The sequence below is a fragment of the Klebsiella sp. D-Nf1 genome (assembly GCF_002810515.1).
Lineage (GTDB): Bacteria > Pseudomonadota > Gammaproteobacteria > Enterobacterales > Enterobacteriaceae > Klebsiella > Klebsiella variicola.
The window spans coordinates 50,851-65,308 of the sequence record NZ_PIOK01000001.1 but is presented as its reverse complement, the minus strand read 5'-3'; the positions used below and the strand labels follow the sequence as shown (position 1 = coordinate 65,308).

16 protein-coding genes and 1 riboswitch are annotated in these 14,458 nt (G+C 59.1%); of the genes, 9 read left to right on the top strand and 7 right to left on the bottom strand.

Annotated features, from left to right (window positions below; genetic code table 11):
• Positions 1-106 precede the first annotated feature (106 nt).
• The 6 genes from CWM54_RS00320 to CWM54_RS00295 all read left to right on the top strand — a co-directional run bounded on the left by CWM54_RS00320 (position 107) and on the right by CWM54_RS00295 (position 6,849).
• Entirely contained in the window at positions 107-1,030 is a 924-nt protein-coding gene (locus CWM54_RS00320; protein ID WP_100695607.1) for a LysR substrate-binding domain-containing protein, read from the top strand.
• Positions 1,031-1,103: 73 nt separating this feature from the next.
• A complete protein-coding gene (gene cecR, locus CWM54_RS00315) occupies positions 1,104-1,763 on the top strand; it encodes a transcriptional regulator CecR (RefSeq protein WP_008805760.1) in 660 nt (219 codons plus the stop codon).
• Positions 1,763-2,758, top strand: coding sequence for a secretion protein HlyD (gene hlyD / locus CWM54_RS00310; RefSeq protein WP_100695605.1), 996 nt, complete (start codon positions 1,763-1,765; stop codon positions 2,756-2,758). The genes cecR and hlyD overlap by 1 nt, the downstream gene beginning before the upstream one ends.
• Positions 2,751-4,490, top strand: a complete 1,740-nt coding sequence (locus tag CWM54_RS00305; RefSeq protein ID WP_100682089.1) for an ATP-binding cassette domain-containing protein — start codon at positions 2,751-2,753, stop codon at positions 4,488-4,490. The genes hlyD and CWM54_RS00305 overlap by 8 nt, the downstream gene beginning before the upstream one ends.
• Positions 4,480-5,613, top strand: a complete 1,134-nt coding sequence (locus tag CWM54_RS00300) for an ABC transporter permease (protein ID WP_100682090.1) — start codon at positions 4,480-4,482, stop codon at positions 5,611-5,613. Before CWM54_RS00305 ends, CWM54_RS00300 begins: the two co-directional genes overlap by 11 nt.
• A gap of 129 nt (positions 5,614-5,742) precedes the next feature.
• Positions 5,743-6,849, top strand: coding sequence for an ABC transporter permease (locus CWM54_RS00295; RefSeq protein WP_100682091.1), 1,107 nt, complete (start codon positions 5,743-5,745; stop codon positions 6,847-6,849).
• Here the strand turns inward: CWM54_RS00295 and CWM54_RS00290 are convergent.
• On the bottom strand, positions 6,811-7,221 hold the full coding sequence (locus CWM54_RS00290) for a YbhQ family protein (RefSeq protein ID WP_100682092.1): 411 nt from the start codon (positions 7,219-7,221) through the stop codon (positions 6,811-6,813). The genes CWM54_RS00295 and CWM54_RS00290 overlap by 39 nt on opposite strands.
• Before the next feature lie 131 nt (positions 7,222-7,352).
• On the opposite strand from CWM54_RS00290, the gene CWM54_RS00285 reads away from it, so the two are divergent.
• The 3 genes from CWM54_RS00285 to CWM54_RS00275 are packed head-to-tail and all read left to right on the top strand — an operon-like array spanning position 7,353 to position 10,317.
• Positions 7,353-8,114: an endonuclease/exonuclease/phosphatase family protein gene (locus CWM54_RS00285; protein ID WP_061155265.1), complete on the top strand. Its 762-nt coding sequence runs from the start codon at positions 7,353-7,355 to the stop codon at positions 8,112-8,114.
• The gene (gene clsB / locus CWM54_RS00280) at positions 8,111-9,355 is read left to right on the top strand and encodes a cardiolipin synthase ClsB (RefSeq protein WP_061155266.1); all 1,245 of its coding nucleotides are present in this window, start codon (positions 8,111-8,113) and stop codon (positions 9,353-9,355) included. Before CWM54_RS00285 ends, clsB begins: the two co-directional genes overlap by 4 nt.
• Entirely contained in the window at positions 9,352-10,317 is a 966-nt protein-coding gene (locus CWM54_RS00275) for a lysylphosphatidylglycerol synthase transmembrane domain-containing protein (protein WP_100695603.1), read from the top strand. Before clsB ends, CWM54_RS00275 begins: the two co-directional genes overlap by 4 nt.
• 534 nt (positions 10,318-10,851) lie before the next feature.
• Here CWM54_RS00275 and CWM54_RS00270 read toward each other — a convergent pair.
• The 6 genes from CWM54_RS00270 to moaA all read right to left on the bottom strand — a co-directional run bounded on the left by CWM54_RS00270 (position 10,852) and on the right by moaA (position 14,317).
• Positions 10,852-11,556 (bottom strand): Bax inhibitor-1 family protein, encoded by a 705-nt coding sequence (locus tag CWM54_RS00270; protein WP_061155267.1) that lies wholly within the window; start codon positions 11,554-11,556, stop codon positions 10,852-10,854.
• Positions 11,557-11,601: 45 nt separating this feature from the next.
• Positions 11,602-12,054, bottom strand: coding sequence for a molybdopterin synthase catalytic subunit MoaE (moaE, locus tag CWM54_RS00265; RefSeq protein WP_046622772.1), 453 nt, complete (start codon positions 12,052-12,054; stop codon positions 11,602-11,604).
• A gap of 4 nt (positions 12,055-12,058) precedes the next feature.
• Positions 12,059-12,307 (bottom strand): molybdopterin synthase sulfur carrier subunit, encoded by a 249-nt coding sequence (gene moaD, locus CWM54_RS00260; protein ID WP_008805749.1) that lies wholly within the window; start codon positions 12,305-12,307, stop codon positions 12,059-12,061.
• Positions 12,300-12,788: a cyclic pyranopterin monophosphate synthase MoaC gene (gene moaC / locus CWM54_RS00255; RefSeq protein WP_008805748.1), complete on the bottom strand. Its 489-nt coding sequence runs from the start codon at positions 12,786-12,788 to the stop codon at positions 12,300-12,302. The genes moaD and moaC overlap by 8 nt, the downstream gene beginning before the upstream one ends.
• Before the next feature lie 3 nt (positions 12,789-12,791).
• Positions 12,792-13,304: a molybdenum cofactor biosynthesis protein B gene (moaB, locus tag CWM54_RS00250; RefSeq protein WP_100681501.1), complete on the bottom strand. Its 513-nt coding sequence runs from the start codon at positions 13,302-13,304 to the stop codon at positions 12,792-12,794.
• 23 nt (positions 13,305-13,327) lie between these two features.
• On the bottom strand, positions 13,328-14,317 hold the full coding sequence (gene moaA / locus CWM54_RS00245) for a GTP 3',8-cyclase MoaA (protein WP_072041819.1): 990 nt from the start codon (positions 14,315-14,317) through the stop codon (positions 13,328-13,330).
• A riboswitch (molybdenum cofactor riboswitch) is annotated at positions 14,305-14,443 on the bottom strand. It overlaps the preceding gene by 13 nt.
• Positions 14,444-14,458: the final 15 nt, after the last annotated feature.

The window sequence follows — 14,458 nt, the reverse complement described above, 5'->3', positions numbered from 1 at the left end:
CCATCACAAATTAAAATCATTTTTCCCTTTTCTCTATGCTGGCTATCACGACTGCGCCACGCTGTTCGCTATTTTCTTTTATAAACGCCCTGCCCAGGATGCTGCCATGAGTCAACCGCTGCCCAATAAAAATTTGCCGATGCCCTCTTTACGCAATATCCAGGCCTTTATTGAAGTCGCCGCTACCGGCAGCCTCAACCTGGCCGCAGAGAATCTCAATATTACCGCCTCGGCGGTCAGCCATCAGATAGCCAGCCTGGAGCACTTTCTGGGGAAAAAACTGTTCTCCCGCAGCAGTAAAGGCGTCATGTTAACGGCGGTGGGAGAAAAATATCTCAAAGAGGTCTCCGGGGCGCTGAATATGATTGGCCAGGCCACCAGTCAGGTGATCAACGATATCCATCAGGATTATTTACGTATTCACTCGGCGCCGAGTTTCGGCCTGCTTTGGCTGATGCCTCGCCTGGATAAATTTCGCCAGGCGTGGCCGGCGTTAAAAATCAGCCTGACCTGTTCATACGAAAGCATCCAGTTCTCCCGGGATAATATTGATATCGATATTCGTCACGGGCTATCACAGTGGCCAACGCTGCTGGTCAGAACCATTAAAAATGAGTGCGTCCTGCCCTACAGCGCAACGTCTTATTTAGCCAGCCATCCTGTGCATGCGGTGGAAGATCTGCTGACCTGCGATCTGATCCACTCCGACAGCACCTTAATTAACTGGAGCAGTTGGCTGTCGTGGCACAAGGTCCGCGGCTGGCATAAAAACTTCATCTTTAATTTCGACCGGTCGTACATGAGCATCGAGGCGGCCAGAATGGGGATGGGGGTGATCCTTGAAAGCAATCTGCTGGCCGGCGGGCACGTGCGTCAGGGGCAGCTGACGCCGGTATTTGACGACGAGCGGAGTATGCCGGTCGGCGCGCACCACTTCGTTCTCCCCCATGCCAATGAACAGAAGGAGAAGGTCCAGCGCTTCTTCGCCTGGGTCGCCGGGGAGCTGAAAGAGGAAGGTTTTCATATTTGATCCAGGCCGGTAGACAAACTGTCGATTGGGGCCTAAAGTTAATCAATCGATTGATTAACTTTTGCAGAGCGCGATGACCAGTAAAGGCGAACAGGCAAAAAATCAGCTTATCGCGGCCGCTATCGCCCAGTTTGGCGAGTATGGTCAGCATGCCACCACCCGCGATATCGCCGCCCAGGCCGGGCAGAATATCGCCGCTATCACCTATTATTTTGGCTCGAAAGACGACTTATATCTCGCCTGTGCCCAATGGATCGCCGATTTTATCGGCGACAATTTTCGCCCACAGGCCGAAGCGGCGGAGGCCCTGCTCGCCGGGAAGTCGCCGGATCGCCAGGCAATACGCGCCCTCATTCTCAACGCCTGCCATAACATGATCCTGCTGCTGACCCAGGATGATACGGTCAACTTAAGCAAATTCATTTCCCGTGAGCAGCTGGCGCCGACCGCCGCCTACCATCTGATCCACCAGCAGGTGATCGCCCCCCTGCACCACTATCTCACCCGGCTGATTGCCGCCTGGACAGGCCGCGATGCCGGTGATACGCAAATGATCCTCCACACCCACGCCCTGCTGGGCGAGGTGCTGGCTTTCCGTCTTGGGCGTGAAACCATCCTGCTGCGCACCGGCTGGACGCAGTTTGACGCGCAAAAGACCGAACAGATTTTCGAGGTCATTACCTGTCATATCGATTTCATTCTGCATGGGTTATCGCAAAGGAGTTTGGGCTGATGAAAAAACCCGTCGTCGTCATTCTGTTGATCGTGATTCTTCTCGCCGCGCTGGGCGGCGGCTGGTGGTGGTACCAGAGCAGCCGGCAGCAGCCGCTGACCCTGTATGGCAATGTCGATATCCGCACCGTCAACATGAGCTTCCGCGTCGGCGGCAGACTGGCTTCGCTGACCGTCGACGAAGGCGACAGCATCCGCGCCGGGCAAACGCTCGGCGAGCTTGATCGCGCGCCGTATGAAAATGCCCTGCTGCAGGCCCAGGCCAACGTCTCTACCGCCCAGGCGCAGTATGACCTGATGATGGCCGGCTACCGCGCGGAAGAGATTGCCCAGGCCGCAGCGGCGGTGAAACAGGCGCAGGCCGCTTACGACTATGCGCAAAACTTTTATCAGCGCCAGCTCGGCCTGCGCGCCAGCAGCGCGATATCCGCCAACGACCTCGAAAACGCCCGTTCTTCACGCGATCAGGCACAGGCGACCTTAAAATCGGCGCAGGACAAACTGCGTCAGTACCGCGCCGGTAACCGCCCGCAGGAAATTGCGCAGGCCAAAGCCAGTCTGGAACAGGCGCAGGCCGCGCTGGCCCAGGCTAAACTGGACCTGCACGATACCGTGCTCATCGCCCCTTCCGACGGTACGCTGATGACCCGCGCCGTCGAGCCCGGCACCATGTTGAACGCCGGCGGCACGGTGCTGACGCTGTCGTTAACCCATCCGGTGTGGGTCCGCGCCTATGTTGACGAGAAAAACCTTGGTCAGGCGCAGCCGGGACGCGAAGTGCTGCTGTATACCGACGGCCGGCCGGACAAGCCCTATCACGGTAAAATCGGCTTTGTCTCGCCAAGCGCTGAATTTACGCCGAAGACCGTGGAAACGCCGGATCTGCGTACCGACCTCGTTTATCGTCTGCGTGTTGTGGTGACCGATGCCGACTGCGCCCTGCGCCAGGGGATGCCGGTGACCGTCTCCTTTAACCACGGGAACGGACATGAGTGAGGCCATCATTGCCTTAAACGGTCTGAGCCGCCGTTTTCCCGGAATGGACAGGCCCGCGGTGGCGCCGCTCACCTGCACGATCCACGCCGGCTACGTCACCGGGCTGGTGGGGCCCGACGGCGCGGGGAAAACCACCCTGATGCGAATGCTGGCCGGTTTGCTCAAGCCTGATGAGGGCCGCGCCAGCGTGATCGGCTTCGACCCGCTAAAAGACGACAGCGCTCTGCACGCGGTGCTCGGCTATATGCCGCAGAAGTTCGGCCTGTATGAAGATCTGACGGTGATGGAAAACCTGACCCTGTACGCCGACCTGCGCAGCGTCACCGGCGAGGCGCGGAAGAAAATTTTCGACCGTCTGCTGGAGTTCACCTCCCTTGGCCCGTTCACCGAACGGCTGGCAGGCAAGCTTTCCGGCGGCATGAAGCAAAAGCTGGGGCTCGCCTGTACCCTGGTGGGCGACCCGAAAGTACTGCTGCTGGATGAGCCCGGCGTCGGCGTCGACCCTATCTCGCGCCGCGAGCTGTGGCAGATGGTGCACGAGCTGGCCGGCGAAGGCATGCTGATCCTGTGGAGCACCTCCTATCTCGATGAAGCGGAACAATGCCGCGACGTGCTGCTGATGAACGAAGGCAAACTACTCTACCAGGGTGAGCCGACGGCGCTGACGCAAACCATGGCCGGGCGCAGTTTCCTCGTCTCCAGCCCACAGGAAAACAACCGCCGTCTGCTGCAGCGGGCGCTGAAACTGCCGCAGGTCAGCGATGGCGTGATCCAGGGCAAATCGGTGCGCCTGATCCTGAAAAAGGACGCCCGCATTGAGGAAGTCCAGCAGCATGGCGACATCCCGCCGCTACAGGTGGCGGAGACGGCGCCGCGCTTTGAAGATGCGTTTATCGATCTGCTCGGCGGCGCCGGGACCGCTGAGTCGCCGTTGGGAGCGATTATCCATCGCGTTGACGGCAGCAAAGACGAAACGGTCATTGAGGCGCAGTCGTTAACGAAAAAATTTGGTGATTTCGCCGCTACCGACCACGTCGATTTCCAGGTTAAGCGTGGTGAAATTTTCGGCCTGCTCGGCCCCAACGGCGCCGGGAAATCCACCACCTTCAAAATGATGTGCGGCCTGCTGGTGCCCACCTCCGGCAAAGCGCTGGTGCTGGGGATGGATCTTAAGGTCAGCTCTGGCAAGGCGCGCCAGCATCTGGGCTATATGGCGCAAAAATTTTCGCTGTACGGCAACCTCAGCGTCGAGCAGAACCTGCGCTTTTTCTCCGGCGTCTATGGCCTGCGCGGCCGGGCGCAAAATGAAAAAATCGCCCGGATGAGCGATGCCTTTGGCCTGAAAAGTATCGCCCGTCACGCCGCCGACGAGCTGCCGCTCGGCTACAAGCAGCGGCTGGCGCTGGCCTGCTCGCTGATGCATGAGCCCGATATTCTGTTTCTCGATGAACCGACCTCCGGCGTCGACCCCCTCACCCGCCGTGAGTTCTGGCTGCATATCAACAGCATGGTCGATAAAGGGGTGACGGTGATGGTCACCACCCACTTTATGGATGAGGCGGAATATTGCGACCGCATCGGGCTGGTCTATCACGGTAAGCTTATCGCCAGCGGGACCCCGGACGCGCTGAAGGCCCAGGCGGCGAATGATAGCCAGAAAGATCCCACCATGGAGCAGGCGTTTATTACCCTGATTAACCAATGGGATAAGGAGCACGGCCATGAGCAATAGCGTTCTTTCGTGGCGACGGGTCCGCGCCCTGTGCGTGAAAGAGACCCGGCAGATCGTCCGCGATCCCAGTAGTTGGCTGATTGCGGTGGTGATCCCGCTACTCCTGCTGTTTATCTTCGGTTATGGCATTAACCTCGATTCCAGCAAGCTGCGGGTCGGCGTATTGCTGGAGCAACAGAGCGAAGAGGCGCTGGATTTTGTCCATACCATGACCGGCTCGCCCTATATCGACGCCACGGTCAGCGATAATCGCCAGCAGCTGATTCAAATGATGCAGGCCGGGCGCATCCGCGCCATGGTGGTCATTCCGGTGGACTTTGACCGCCAGATGGCGCGCCCCGGCGCCGACGCGCCAATTCAGTTGATTACCGACGGCAGCGAGCCCAATACCGCCAACTTCGCCCAGGGCTATGTGGAAGGCATCTGGCAGATCTGGCAGCAGCAGCGGGCGGAAGACCGCGGTGAGACCTTTGAGCCGCTGATCGACGTGCAGATGCGCTACTGGTTTAACCCGGCGGCTATTAGCCAGCACTTTATTATCCCCGGGGCGATCACCATCATCATGACCGTGGTCGGCGCGATCCTGACCTCGCTGGTGGTGGCACGCGAATGGGAGCGCGGCACCATGGAGGCGCTGCTATCGACGGAGATCACCCGCGCCGAACTGCTGCTGTGCAAGCTCATTCCCTACTATTTCCTCGGCATGCTGGCAATGCTGCTGTGTATGCTGGTGTCGGTATTTATTCTCGGCGTGCCCTATCGCGGTTCGCTGCTGATTCTGTTTGTCATCACCAGTCTGTTTTTGCTCAGCACCCTGGGCATGGGGCTGCTTATCTCAACCATTACCCGCAACCAGTTTAACGCCGCGCAGGTGGCGCTGAATGCCGCGTTTTTACCGTCGATTATGCTGTCCGGGTTTATTTTCCAGATAGACAGTATGCCGGCGGTGATCCGCGCGGTGACCTACGTGATCCCGGCGCGCTATTTCGTCAACACCCTGCAAAGCCTGTTTCTGGCGGGCAATATTCCGGTGGTGCTGCTGGTGAATGTGCTGTTTTTGATTGCGTCGGCGGTGATGTTTATCGGCCTGACGTGGCTGAAAACCAAGCGGCGTCTGGATTAGGTTTTGCCCGGTGGCGCTGCGCTGACCGGGCCTACGGTTTAACCAACATCGATTATACGGTTCGCCGATCCCGTAGGCCGGGCAAACGCAGTGCCGCCCGGCGTGGTTGAATGGGCCAAAGGAGCTATTATGTTTCACCGTTTATGGACATTGATCCGCAAAGAGCTGCAGTCGCTGCTGCGCGAGCCGCAAACGCGGATGATTTTAATCATGCCGGTGCTGATTCAGGTACTGCTCTTTCCCTTTGCCGCGACGCTGGAGGTGACCAACGCCACCATCGCCATCTATAACGAGGACAGCGGCCGGCATGCGGTGGAACTCACTCAGCGCTTTGCCCGCGCCAAAGCCTTTACCCACGTCCTGCTGCTGCAAAGCCCGCAGGCGATCCAGCCGACCATCGATGAACAAAAAGCCCTGCTGGTGGTACGCTTCCCGGCGGATTTCTCGCGTAATCTCGACAACTATCAAACCGCCCCGCTGCAGCTCCTGCTCGACGGGCGCAACTCCAACAGCGCGCAAATCGCCGCCAACTACCTGCAGCAGATCGTGAAAGACTATCAGCAGGAGCTGCTGGAGGGGAAAGCGAAGCCGAATAACAGTGAACTGGTGGTGCGCAACTGGTACAACCCGAATCTCGACTATAAGTGGTTCGTGGTGCCGTCGCTTATCGCCATGATCACCACCATCGGGGTGATGATCGTGACGTCGTTGTCGGTGGCCCGCGAGCGCGAACAGGGTACCCTCGATCAGTTGCTGGTCTCGCCCCTCGCCACCTGGCAAATCTTCGTTGGCAAAGCAGTACCGGCGCTGATCGTCGCCACCCTGCAGGCGACTATCGTGCTGGCGATTGGTATCTGGGCCTATCAGATCCCGTTTGCCGGCTCGCTGCTGCTGTTCTATTTCACGATGGTGATTTATGGCTTATCGCTGGTGGGCTTCGGTTTATTGATTTCATCGCTGTGCGCCACCCAGCAGCAGGCGTTTATCGGCGTGTTCGTCTTTATGATGCCGGCAATCCTGCTTTCGGGCTACGTTTCACCAGTGGAAAACATGCCGCAGTGGCTGCAGGATCTGACCTGGATAAACCCGATCCGCCATTTTACCGATATCACCAAGCAAATTTATCTGAAGGATGCGAGTCTGAAGATTGTGTGGGGAAGTTTGTGGCCGCTACTGGTCATAGCGGCCACCACCGGCTCAGCGGCGTATGCGATGTTCCGAAGAAAGATTGCTTAGTTTTTTATCTTTCGCCAGCAGCGAGACCACTGCCGGGCCTGCCAGTATCACCAGCCCGGCGAGGGCCAGCAGCAGGTTATTGTGCAGCACGCGCGACAGCAGCCACAGCGCTATCATGGCCGCGCCGAAGTACCAGGTCGTGGTGAGCTCCTCAAGGAAGTCTCCCACATCACGCCAGCGCGCCTCGTGGTGACGCTGTAAAAACAGCATCGCCAGCAGCGTGACGCTGTAGAGGACGCACAGTCCTAATCCGACGCGCACCAGCGCGCCGCTCATCCAACCCATCACCAGTACTGCCACGACCAGTAGATGCAACATAATCTGCCAGCAACTAAGACCTGTTGCGACGCGTACACGTTGTTGCCACTTCATGGCTTCTCTCCTGAAGGATTTTTCTCTGCTACTCAGAGTACCGCACTTTACGGAAAATTCCGTATCACCGCATCTTTTTGTGACGTCTACTACACTATTTTATTCAGGAAAGTGACATTTACTGGAGAATTATGGCTGAGCCAACGTCGGGATTTTCGTTGAACGTGCTGACAATTAACACCCATAAAGGCTTTACGGCGTTTAATCGGCGTTTTATTTTGCCCGAATTGCGCGAAGCCGTGCGCAGCGTCAGCGCGGATATTGTTTGCCTGCAGGAAGTGATGGGCGCTCATGAAGTTCACCCGCTGCACATCGAGAACTGGCCAGATACCACCCATTATGAATTTCTCGCCGACACCATGTGGAGCGATTACGCCTACGGGCGCAACGCGGTCTATCCGGAAGGCCACCACGGCAATGCCGTACTGTCGCGCTTTCCCATTGAATACTATGAAAATCGCGATATTTCAGTCGGCAACGGCGAGAAACGCGGTCTGCTTTACTGCCGCATCGTGCCGCCAGAGAGCGGCGTGACGATCCATGTCATCTGCGTTCATCTGGGTTTACGCGCCGACCAACGGCAGGCGCAGTTGACCATGCTGACGGAATGGGTCAATACCCTGCCCGCCGGTGAGCCGGTAGTGGTGGCCGGGGATTTTAACGACTGGCTTCAGCAGGCGAATCAGCCGTTAAAAGCGCAAGCCGGGCTGGAAGAGATCTTTACCCGCGCCCGCGGAAGGCCAGCGCGCACGTTTCCGGTCAGTTTTCCGCTGCTGCGCCTCGATCGCATTTATGTCAAAAACGCCCACGCCAGCCACCCGAAGGCGCTGGCCCTCAAACAATGGCGGCATCTGTCCGATCATGCGCCCCTTAGCGTGGAGATACACTTGTGAAATGTCGTTGGCAGGAAGGCAACCGCATTACGCTCCTGGAGAACGGCGACCAGTACTATCCGGCGCTGTTTGCGGCCATTGGTCGCGCCAGCCGGCGGGTGATCCTCGAATCCTTTATCTGGTTTGAAGATGAGGTGGGCTGGCGGCTGCACGCGGTTCTGCTAAAAGCCGCCCGCCGCGGTATTCAGGTGGAGGTGCTGCTTGACGGCTACGGTTCGCCGGATCTCAGCGATGAGTTTGTCGGCGAACTGACCGCCGCCGGGGTGATTTTTCGCTACTACGATCCGCGCCCTAAGCTGATGGGGATGCGCACCAACCTGTTCCGTCGGATGCACCGTAAAATCGTGGTGATTGACGACACCACCGCCTTTGTCGGCGGTATTAACTACTCCGCCGAGCATATGAGCGACTACGGCCCGGAAGCGAAACAGGATTATGCGGTGCAGGTCGAGGGGCCGGTGGTGCTTGATATTCTGCAGTTCGAGCTGGAGAACCTGCCCAACAGCGAAACCGCCCGCCGCTGGTGGCGCCGCCGTCGCCATCAGCCGGAGATCAACCAGACTCCCGGCGAGGCGCAGGCGCTGTTCATCTGGCGCGACAACCAGGATCATCGCGACGATATCGAACGCCACTACCTGAAGATGCTGACCAGCGCCCGCCGGGAGGTGATCATTGCCAACGCCTATTTCTTTCCCGGCTACCGCCTGCTGCATGCGATGCGCAATGCCGCGCGGCGCGGCGTGCGGGTCAAGCTGATCGTCCAGGGCGAGCCGGATATTCCGATTGTGAAGTTTGGCGCCCACCTGCTCTATCACTATCTCGTTAAGGGCGGGGTGCAGATCTTTGAGTATCGCCGCCGTCCGCTGCATGGCAAGGTCGCCCTGGCGGACGACCACTGGGCCACCGTCGGGTCGAGCAACCTGGATCCATTGAGCCTGTCGCTGAATCTGGAAGCCAATCTGATCATCCACGACCGGGTGTTTAACCAGACGCTGCGCGATAACCTCAACGGGCTTATCGCCAGGGATTGCCAGCGGATCGATAAAGCGATGCTGCCGAAGCGCAACTGGTGGCGGCTGGGCGTCAGCGTGATGGCCTTCCACTTTCTGCGCCACTTCCCGGCGTGGGTCGGCTGGCTACCAGCCCATACACCGCGGCTGGCCAGGGTCAGCCCGCCGGTGCAGCCGGAGATTGAAACCCAGGATCGTGTCGACTCGCAAACCAGGGATAATCCGCTATGAGCAAATCGCATCCCGGCTGGCGGATGGCGAAAAGAGTACTTACCGTGCTCTTTTTTATCGCCGTGATCGTTCTGTTGGTGATTTACGCGCAGAAGGTCGACTGGCAGGACGTGTGGAAGGTGATCCGCGGCTATGATCGGCTGGCCTTATTTAGCGCCATTGCGCTGGTCATCGTCAGCTATCTGATCTACGGCTGCTACGATCTGCTTGGCCGGGCCTATTGCGGGCATAAGCTGGCGAAACGCCAGGTGATGCTGGTGTCGTTTATCTGCTATGCCTTTAACCTGACGCTCAGCACCTGGGTCGGCGGGATCGGCATGCGCTACCGGCTGTACTCGCGGCTGGGGCTCAACGGCGGCACCATCACCCGTATTTTTTCGTTGAGTATTACCACCAACTGGCTGGGCTATATCCTGCTCGGTGGAGTGATCTTTACGGCGGATCTGGTGAAGTTACCGCCGCACTGGTACATCAGCCAGACCACCCTGCGCATTATCGGCGGGGTGATGCTGATCCTTACGCTTTGCTATCTGTTCGGCTGCGCGTTCGCTAAACGCCGTCACCTGACGATTAAAGGCCAGCGGCTGGTGCTGCCCTCCTGGCGCTTCGCGCTGCTGCAGATGGGGATCTCGGCGGCGAACTGGATGGCGATGGGGGCGATAATCTGGCTGCTGTTGGGCAGCGAAATTAACTATTTCCTGGTATTAGGGGTGCTGCTGGTGAGCAGTATCGCCGGGGTGATCGTTCATATTCCAGCCGGGATCGGCGTGCTGGAGGCGGTGTTTATCGCCATGCTCTCCGGAGAGGAGATTTCGAAGGGCGCGATTATCGCCGCCCTGCTCGCCTGGCGTGCGCTTTATTATTTCCTGCCACTGCTGCTGGCGATGGTGGCCTATCTGCTGCTGGAGAGTCGGGCGAAAAAGCTGCGGCAAAAGAACCAACGCAAGCTGGCCCGCGAATGACACAGCCAGGTCGCGCTGCGCTTACCGGGCCTGCGGGGTGTGAGCCTGTGAGAGGACCCCGTAGGCCGGGTAAGGCGCAGCCGCCACCCGGCAACATCACGGGTACCGTGCCTGAAATCTCGCCCGGCGGCGCTGCGCTTGCACGGGCCTACGGGGTGTGAGCCTGTGAGAGGACCCCGTAGGCCGGGTAAGGCGCAGCCGCCACCCGGCAGCACCACGGGTACCGTGCCTGAAATCTCGCCCGGCGGCGCTGCGCTTGCACGGGCCTACGGGGTGTGAGCCTGTGAGAGGACCCCGTAGGCCGGGTAAGGCGCAGCCGCCACCCGGCAACATCACGGGTACCGTGCCTGATATCTCGCCCGGCGGCGCTGCGCTTGCACGGGCCTACGGGGTGTGAGCCTGTGAGAGGATCCTGTAGGCCGGGTAAGGCATAGCCGCCACCCGGCAGCACCACGGGTACTGTGCCTGATGCCATCGCCCGGCGGCGCTGCGCTTGCCGGGCGTTAGGAGATGCAACCCTCTGATATTAAGAGGTTACCGGCGGTTGCCCATAATACGCAGCAGCATCAGGAACAGGTTGATAAAGTCCAGGTACAGCGTTAAGGCCCCGAGAATCGAGTATTTACGCAGCGTGGCGCTGTCGCGGGTATCAATCTGCTCGCCGATGTTTTTCAGCTTCTGGGTGTCATACGCCGTCAAACCGACAAACAGCACCACCCCAATGTAGGTTACCGCCCACATCAGCGCTTCGCTCTTCAGCCACAGGTTGACCAGCGATGCCAGCACGATGCCAATCAGACCCATAAACAGCATGCTGCCGAAGCCGCTCAGATCGCGCTTGGTGGTGTAGCCGTACAGACTCATCGCCCCGAACATCCCGCCGGTGACCACAAAGGTGCTGGCAATCGATGAGTAGGTATAGGCGATAAAAATACTCGACAGTGTCAGCCCGGTCAGCGCCGAATAGAGCATAAACAGCGTGGTGGCCATCCCGGCGCTCAGCCGCTGCACCATTCCCGACAGCACAAACACCAGCGCCAGCTGGGCAATAATCAGCCCGAAGAAAGTGATTTTGCTCGAAAAGACGAACATCATCACCGCCGGGGTATTCGCCGCAAACCACGCGATAAACGCCGTCAGCAGCAGGCCGACCGTCATCCAGCCGTACACCTGCGCCATGTAAGTCTGCAGACCGCTACGGCCCTGCACTATTGAATCGGAACGCGGAAATCTGTCCATGACTCTCTCCTGATTAACAAAGTTTCACCCTGTAAGCGTATCACACTACCAGCGCTCTGCCGCCTGACGATCGCTGTCGCGAGCGTCGACCCAGCGTTCGCCTTCCGGCGTCGCCTCGCGCTTCCAGAACGGCGCGCGGGTTTTCAGGTAGTCCATAATAAACTCGCCGGCGGCGAAGGCGCTGCCTCGGTGGGCGCTGGTGACGCCGACAAACACAATCTCTTCCCCCGGCCACATTTCGCCGATGCGGTGGATAACCGTCACCCGGCCCAGCGGCCAGCGCTCGCGCGCCAGGTCGACGATCTCCGCCAGAGATTTTTCGGTCATTCCCGGATAGTGCTCCAGCGTCAGCGCTTTCACGCTGTCGCCAAGATTATGATTGCGCACTTTACCGGTGAAGGTGACCACCGCACCGTCTTCATCGCGTTCAGCCAGCCAGGGATATTCCTCACCGACGCTAAAGCGTGCCGGGCTGACGACAATACGAGTTTGCGTCATCTTATTAGCCTCCGGTGACCGGCGGGAAGAACGCCACTTCGTCACCGCTGGCGACAGGATGGTCAAACGCGGTCAGCGTCTGGTTGACTGCCGCCAGCAGCTTGCCCTCTTCCAGGGCCAGCGCCCAGCGGTCGCCGCGGGCGGCAAGCTGTTGGCGCACGGCCTCGACGGTTGCCAGGTCGCTGGCGTCGAGGGTCAGAGCATCGGTGCCGACCAGTTCGCGCACCTGGGCGAAAAACAGAACCTTAATCATGGCGTTCGTCCACCTTAAAATCGCCGGACTTGCCGCCGCTTTTCGCCAGCAGGCGCAGCGGACCAATGACCATATCTTTTTGCACCGCCTTGCACATGTCGTAGATGGTCAGCGCGGCAACGGAGGCGGCGGTCAATGCTTCCATCTCAACGCCGGTTTTACCGGTCAGACGGCAAAGTGACTCAATGCGCACCCGGTTATGCTCCGGCTGCGCCTGCAAATTGACTTCCACTTTGCTCAGCATCAGCGGATGACACAGCGGGATCAGCTCCCACGTACGTTTTGCCGCCTGGATCCCGGCGATACGCGCGGTGGCGAACACATCGCCTTTGTGGTGGCTGCCGTCGATAATCATCGCCAGCGTCGCCGCCTGCATTTCGACATAAGCCTCGGCACGCGCTTCGCGCACCGTTTCCGCTTTGCCGGAGACATCCACCATATGGGCTTCGCCCGCGGCGTTAATATGGGTCAGTTGTGACATAGATTATTTCTTCAGGTGAGGAATGAAGTTACACGGACGGGTGCGGGCATCCAGCTGCGGGGCAATGATGTTGTCCCACGCCGTGCGGCAGGCTTTGGTCGAGCCCGGCATGGCAAAAATCAGCGTGCGATTGGCGACGCCGGCCACGGCCCTGGACTGCAGCGTCGAGGTGCCGATCTCTTCGAACGACAGCATGCGGAACACTTCGCCAAAGCCTTCGACCTCTCGGTCAAACAGCGGCAGCAGCGCTTCCGGCGCCTGGTCACCCTCGGTGAACCCGGTCCCGCCGGTGATCAGCACCACCTGCACGTCATCGCTGGCGATCCACGCCGACACCTGGGCGCGGATGGCGTAGCGGTTTTCTTTCACAATCGCCTTATCGACGACATGATGTCCCGTCTCCTGCGCCGCCTCACGCAGCCAGTGGCCGGAGGTATCATCCTCTTCGCCGCGGCGGCTGGAAACAGTAAGAATAGCAATACGGGTCGGGATAAACTCAGCGCTAGCCTGGCTCATCTGAATGCTCCTTTCGAAAACGATTAACCGCCAATATAGGACAGGTTCTGCGTAATACCGGTGTTGCCCTGATGCAGGAAATGGGTCTGCTTTTTATGGGTTAAGGCTTCGGCGATCCGCGCCTCCAGCTCGGCCTGCTGCTCGTCCTCAGCCATCAGGTCGCGCAGGTCGACGCCGCCTTCGCCAAACAGGCACAGGTGCAGTTTGCCAACGGATGAGACGCGCAGACGGTTGCAGGTGGCGCAGAAGTCTTTTTCATACGGCATGATGAGGCCGATTTCACCGGCGTAATCCGGGTGACAAAAGACCTGTGCCGGGCCATCGCTGCGCTGGCGGATCTGATGGATCCAACCGCGGCGCAGCAGCTCGTCGCGCAGCACCATGCCGGAAAGATGGTGACGGCGGAACAGGTCGCTGCCCTCACCGGTTTCCATCAGCTCAATAAAACGCAGCTGAATACGGCGGGGTTGGATCCACGCGAGAAAGATGTCGAGCTGGTGATGGTTAACATCACGCATCAGCACGGTATTGACCTTCACCTTGTCAAAGCCCGCGGCGAAAGCGGCGTCAATGCCGTCCATCACCTGGTGGAACTTGTCCTGGCCGGTGATGGCCTGAAATTGACGGGCGTCGAGACTATCAACGCTGACGTTAATCGCCGTCAGCCCGGCATCGCGCCAACGTTCGACATCGCGCGCCAGGCGGTAACCGTTGGTGGTGACCGCAATCTGACGGATCGCCGGGTTTTCACGCACCGCGGCAATGATTTCGGTGAAGTCGCGGCGCAGAGAGGGTTCCCCACCGGTGAGGCGAACTTTTTCGGTGCCCAGGGCGGAGAAAGCGCGCGTGACGCGGCGCACTTCGTCTACGCTGAGAAAGCCGTTGTTATTGACGGCGCCGGGTTTGTAGCCGTCCGGCAGGCAGTAGGTGCAACGGAAATTGCACACATCGGTAATCGACAGACGCAGGTAAAAAAACTTACGCGCGAATGCATCGGTAAGCTGTGAGGCCATATACACCTTTCCAAATACGGGAGGCGCGGTCATTTCTTCCCACGCCCTGGCGACACCCGGAGGGGTCGCGGCCAAATCGCCATATCTTTTGACACAGGCGAAGAGGCTAGAGTGTTAACAGGTTATGCCGATAGTAGCGCG

Excerpts from the sequence above, each read along its gene's own strand:
- CWM54_RS00320 (WP_100695607.1), top strand. The coding sequence starts at position 107 with ATGAGTCAACCGCTGCCCAATAAAAATTTGCCGATGCCCTCTTTACGC.
- cecR (WP_008805760.1), top strand. The coding sequence starts at position 1,104 with ATGACCAGTAAAGGCGAACAGGCAAAAAATCAGCTTATCGCGGCCGCT.
- hlyD (WP_100695605.1), top strand. The coding sequence starts at position 1,763 with ATGAAAAAACCCGTCGTCGTCATTCTGTTGATCGTGATTCTTCTCGCC.
- CWM54_RS00305 (WP_100682089.1), top strand. The coding sequence starts at position 2,751 with ATGAGTGAGGCCATCATTGCCTTAAACGGTCTGAGCCGCCGTTTTCCC.
- CWM54_RS00300 (WP_100682090.1), top strand. The coding sequence starts at position 4,480 with ATGAGCAATAGCGTTCTTTCGTGGCGACGGGTCCGCGCCCTGTGCGTG.
- CWM54_RS00295 (WP_100682091.1), top strand. The coding sequence starts at position 5,743 with ATGTTTCACCGTTTATGGACATTGATCCGCAAAGAGCTGCAGTCGCTG.
- CWM54_RS00290 (WP_100682092.1), bottom strand. The coding sequence starts at position 7,221 with ATGAAGTGGCAACAACGTGTACGCGTCGCAACAGGTCTTAGTTGCTGG.
- CWM54_RS00285 (WP_061155265.1), top strand. The coding sequence starts at position 7,353 with ATGGCTGAGCCAACGTCGGGATTTTCGTTGAACGTGCTGACAATTAAC.
- CWM54_RS00275 (WP_100695603.1), top strand. The coding sequence starts at position 9,352 with ATGAGCAAATCGCATCCCGGCTGGCGGATGGCGAAAAGAGTACTTACC.
- CWM54_RS00270 (WP_061155267.1), bottom strand. The coding sequence starts at position 11,556 with ATGGACAGATTTCCGCGTTCCGATTCAATAGTGCAGGGCCGTAGCGGT.
- moaE (WP_046622772.1), bottom strand. The coding sequence starts at position 12,054 with ATGACGCAAACTCGTATTGTCGTCAGCCCGGCACGCTTTAGCGTCGGT.
- moaD (WP_008805749.1), bottom strand. The coding sequence starts at position 12,307 with ATGATTAAGGTTCTGTTTTTCGCCCAGGTGCGCGAACTGGTCGGCACC.
- moaC (WP_008805748.1), bottom strand. The coding sequence starts at position 12,788 with ATGTCACAACTGACCCATATTAACGCCGCGGGCGAAGCCCATATGGTG.
- moaB (WP_100681501.1), bottom strand. The coding sequence starts at position 13,304 with ATGAGCCAGGCTAGCGCTGAGTTTATCCCGACCCGTATTGCTATTCTT.
- moaA (WP_072041819.1), bottom strand. The coding sequence starts at position 14,317 with ATGGCCTCACAGCTTACCGATGCATTCGCGCGTAAGTTTTTTTACCTG.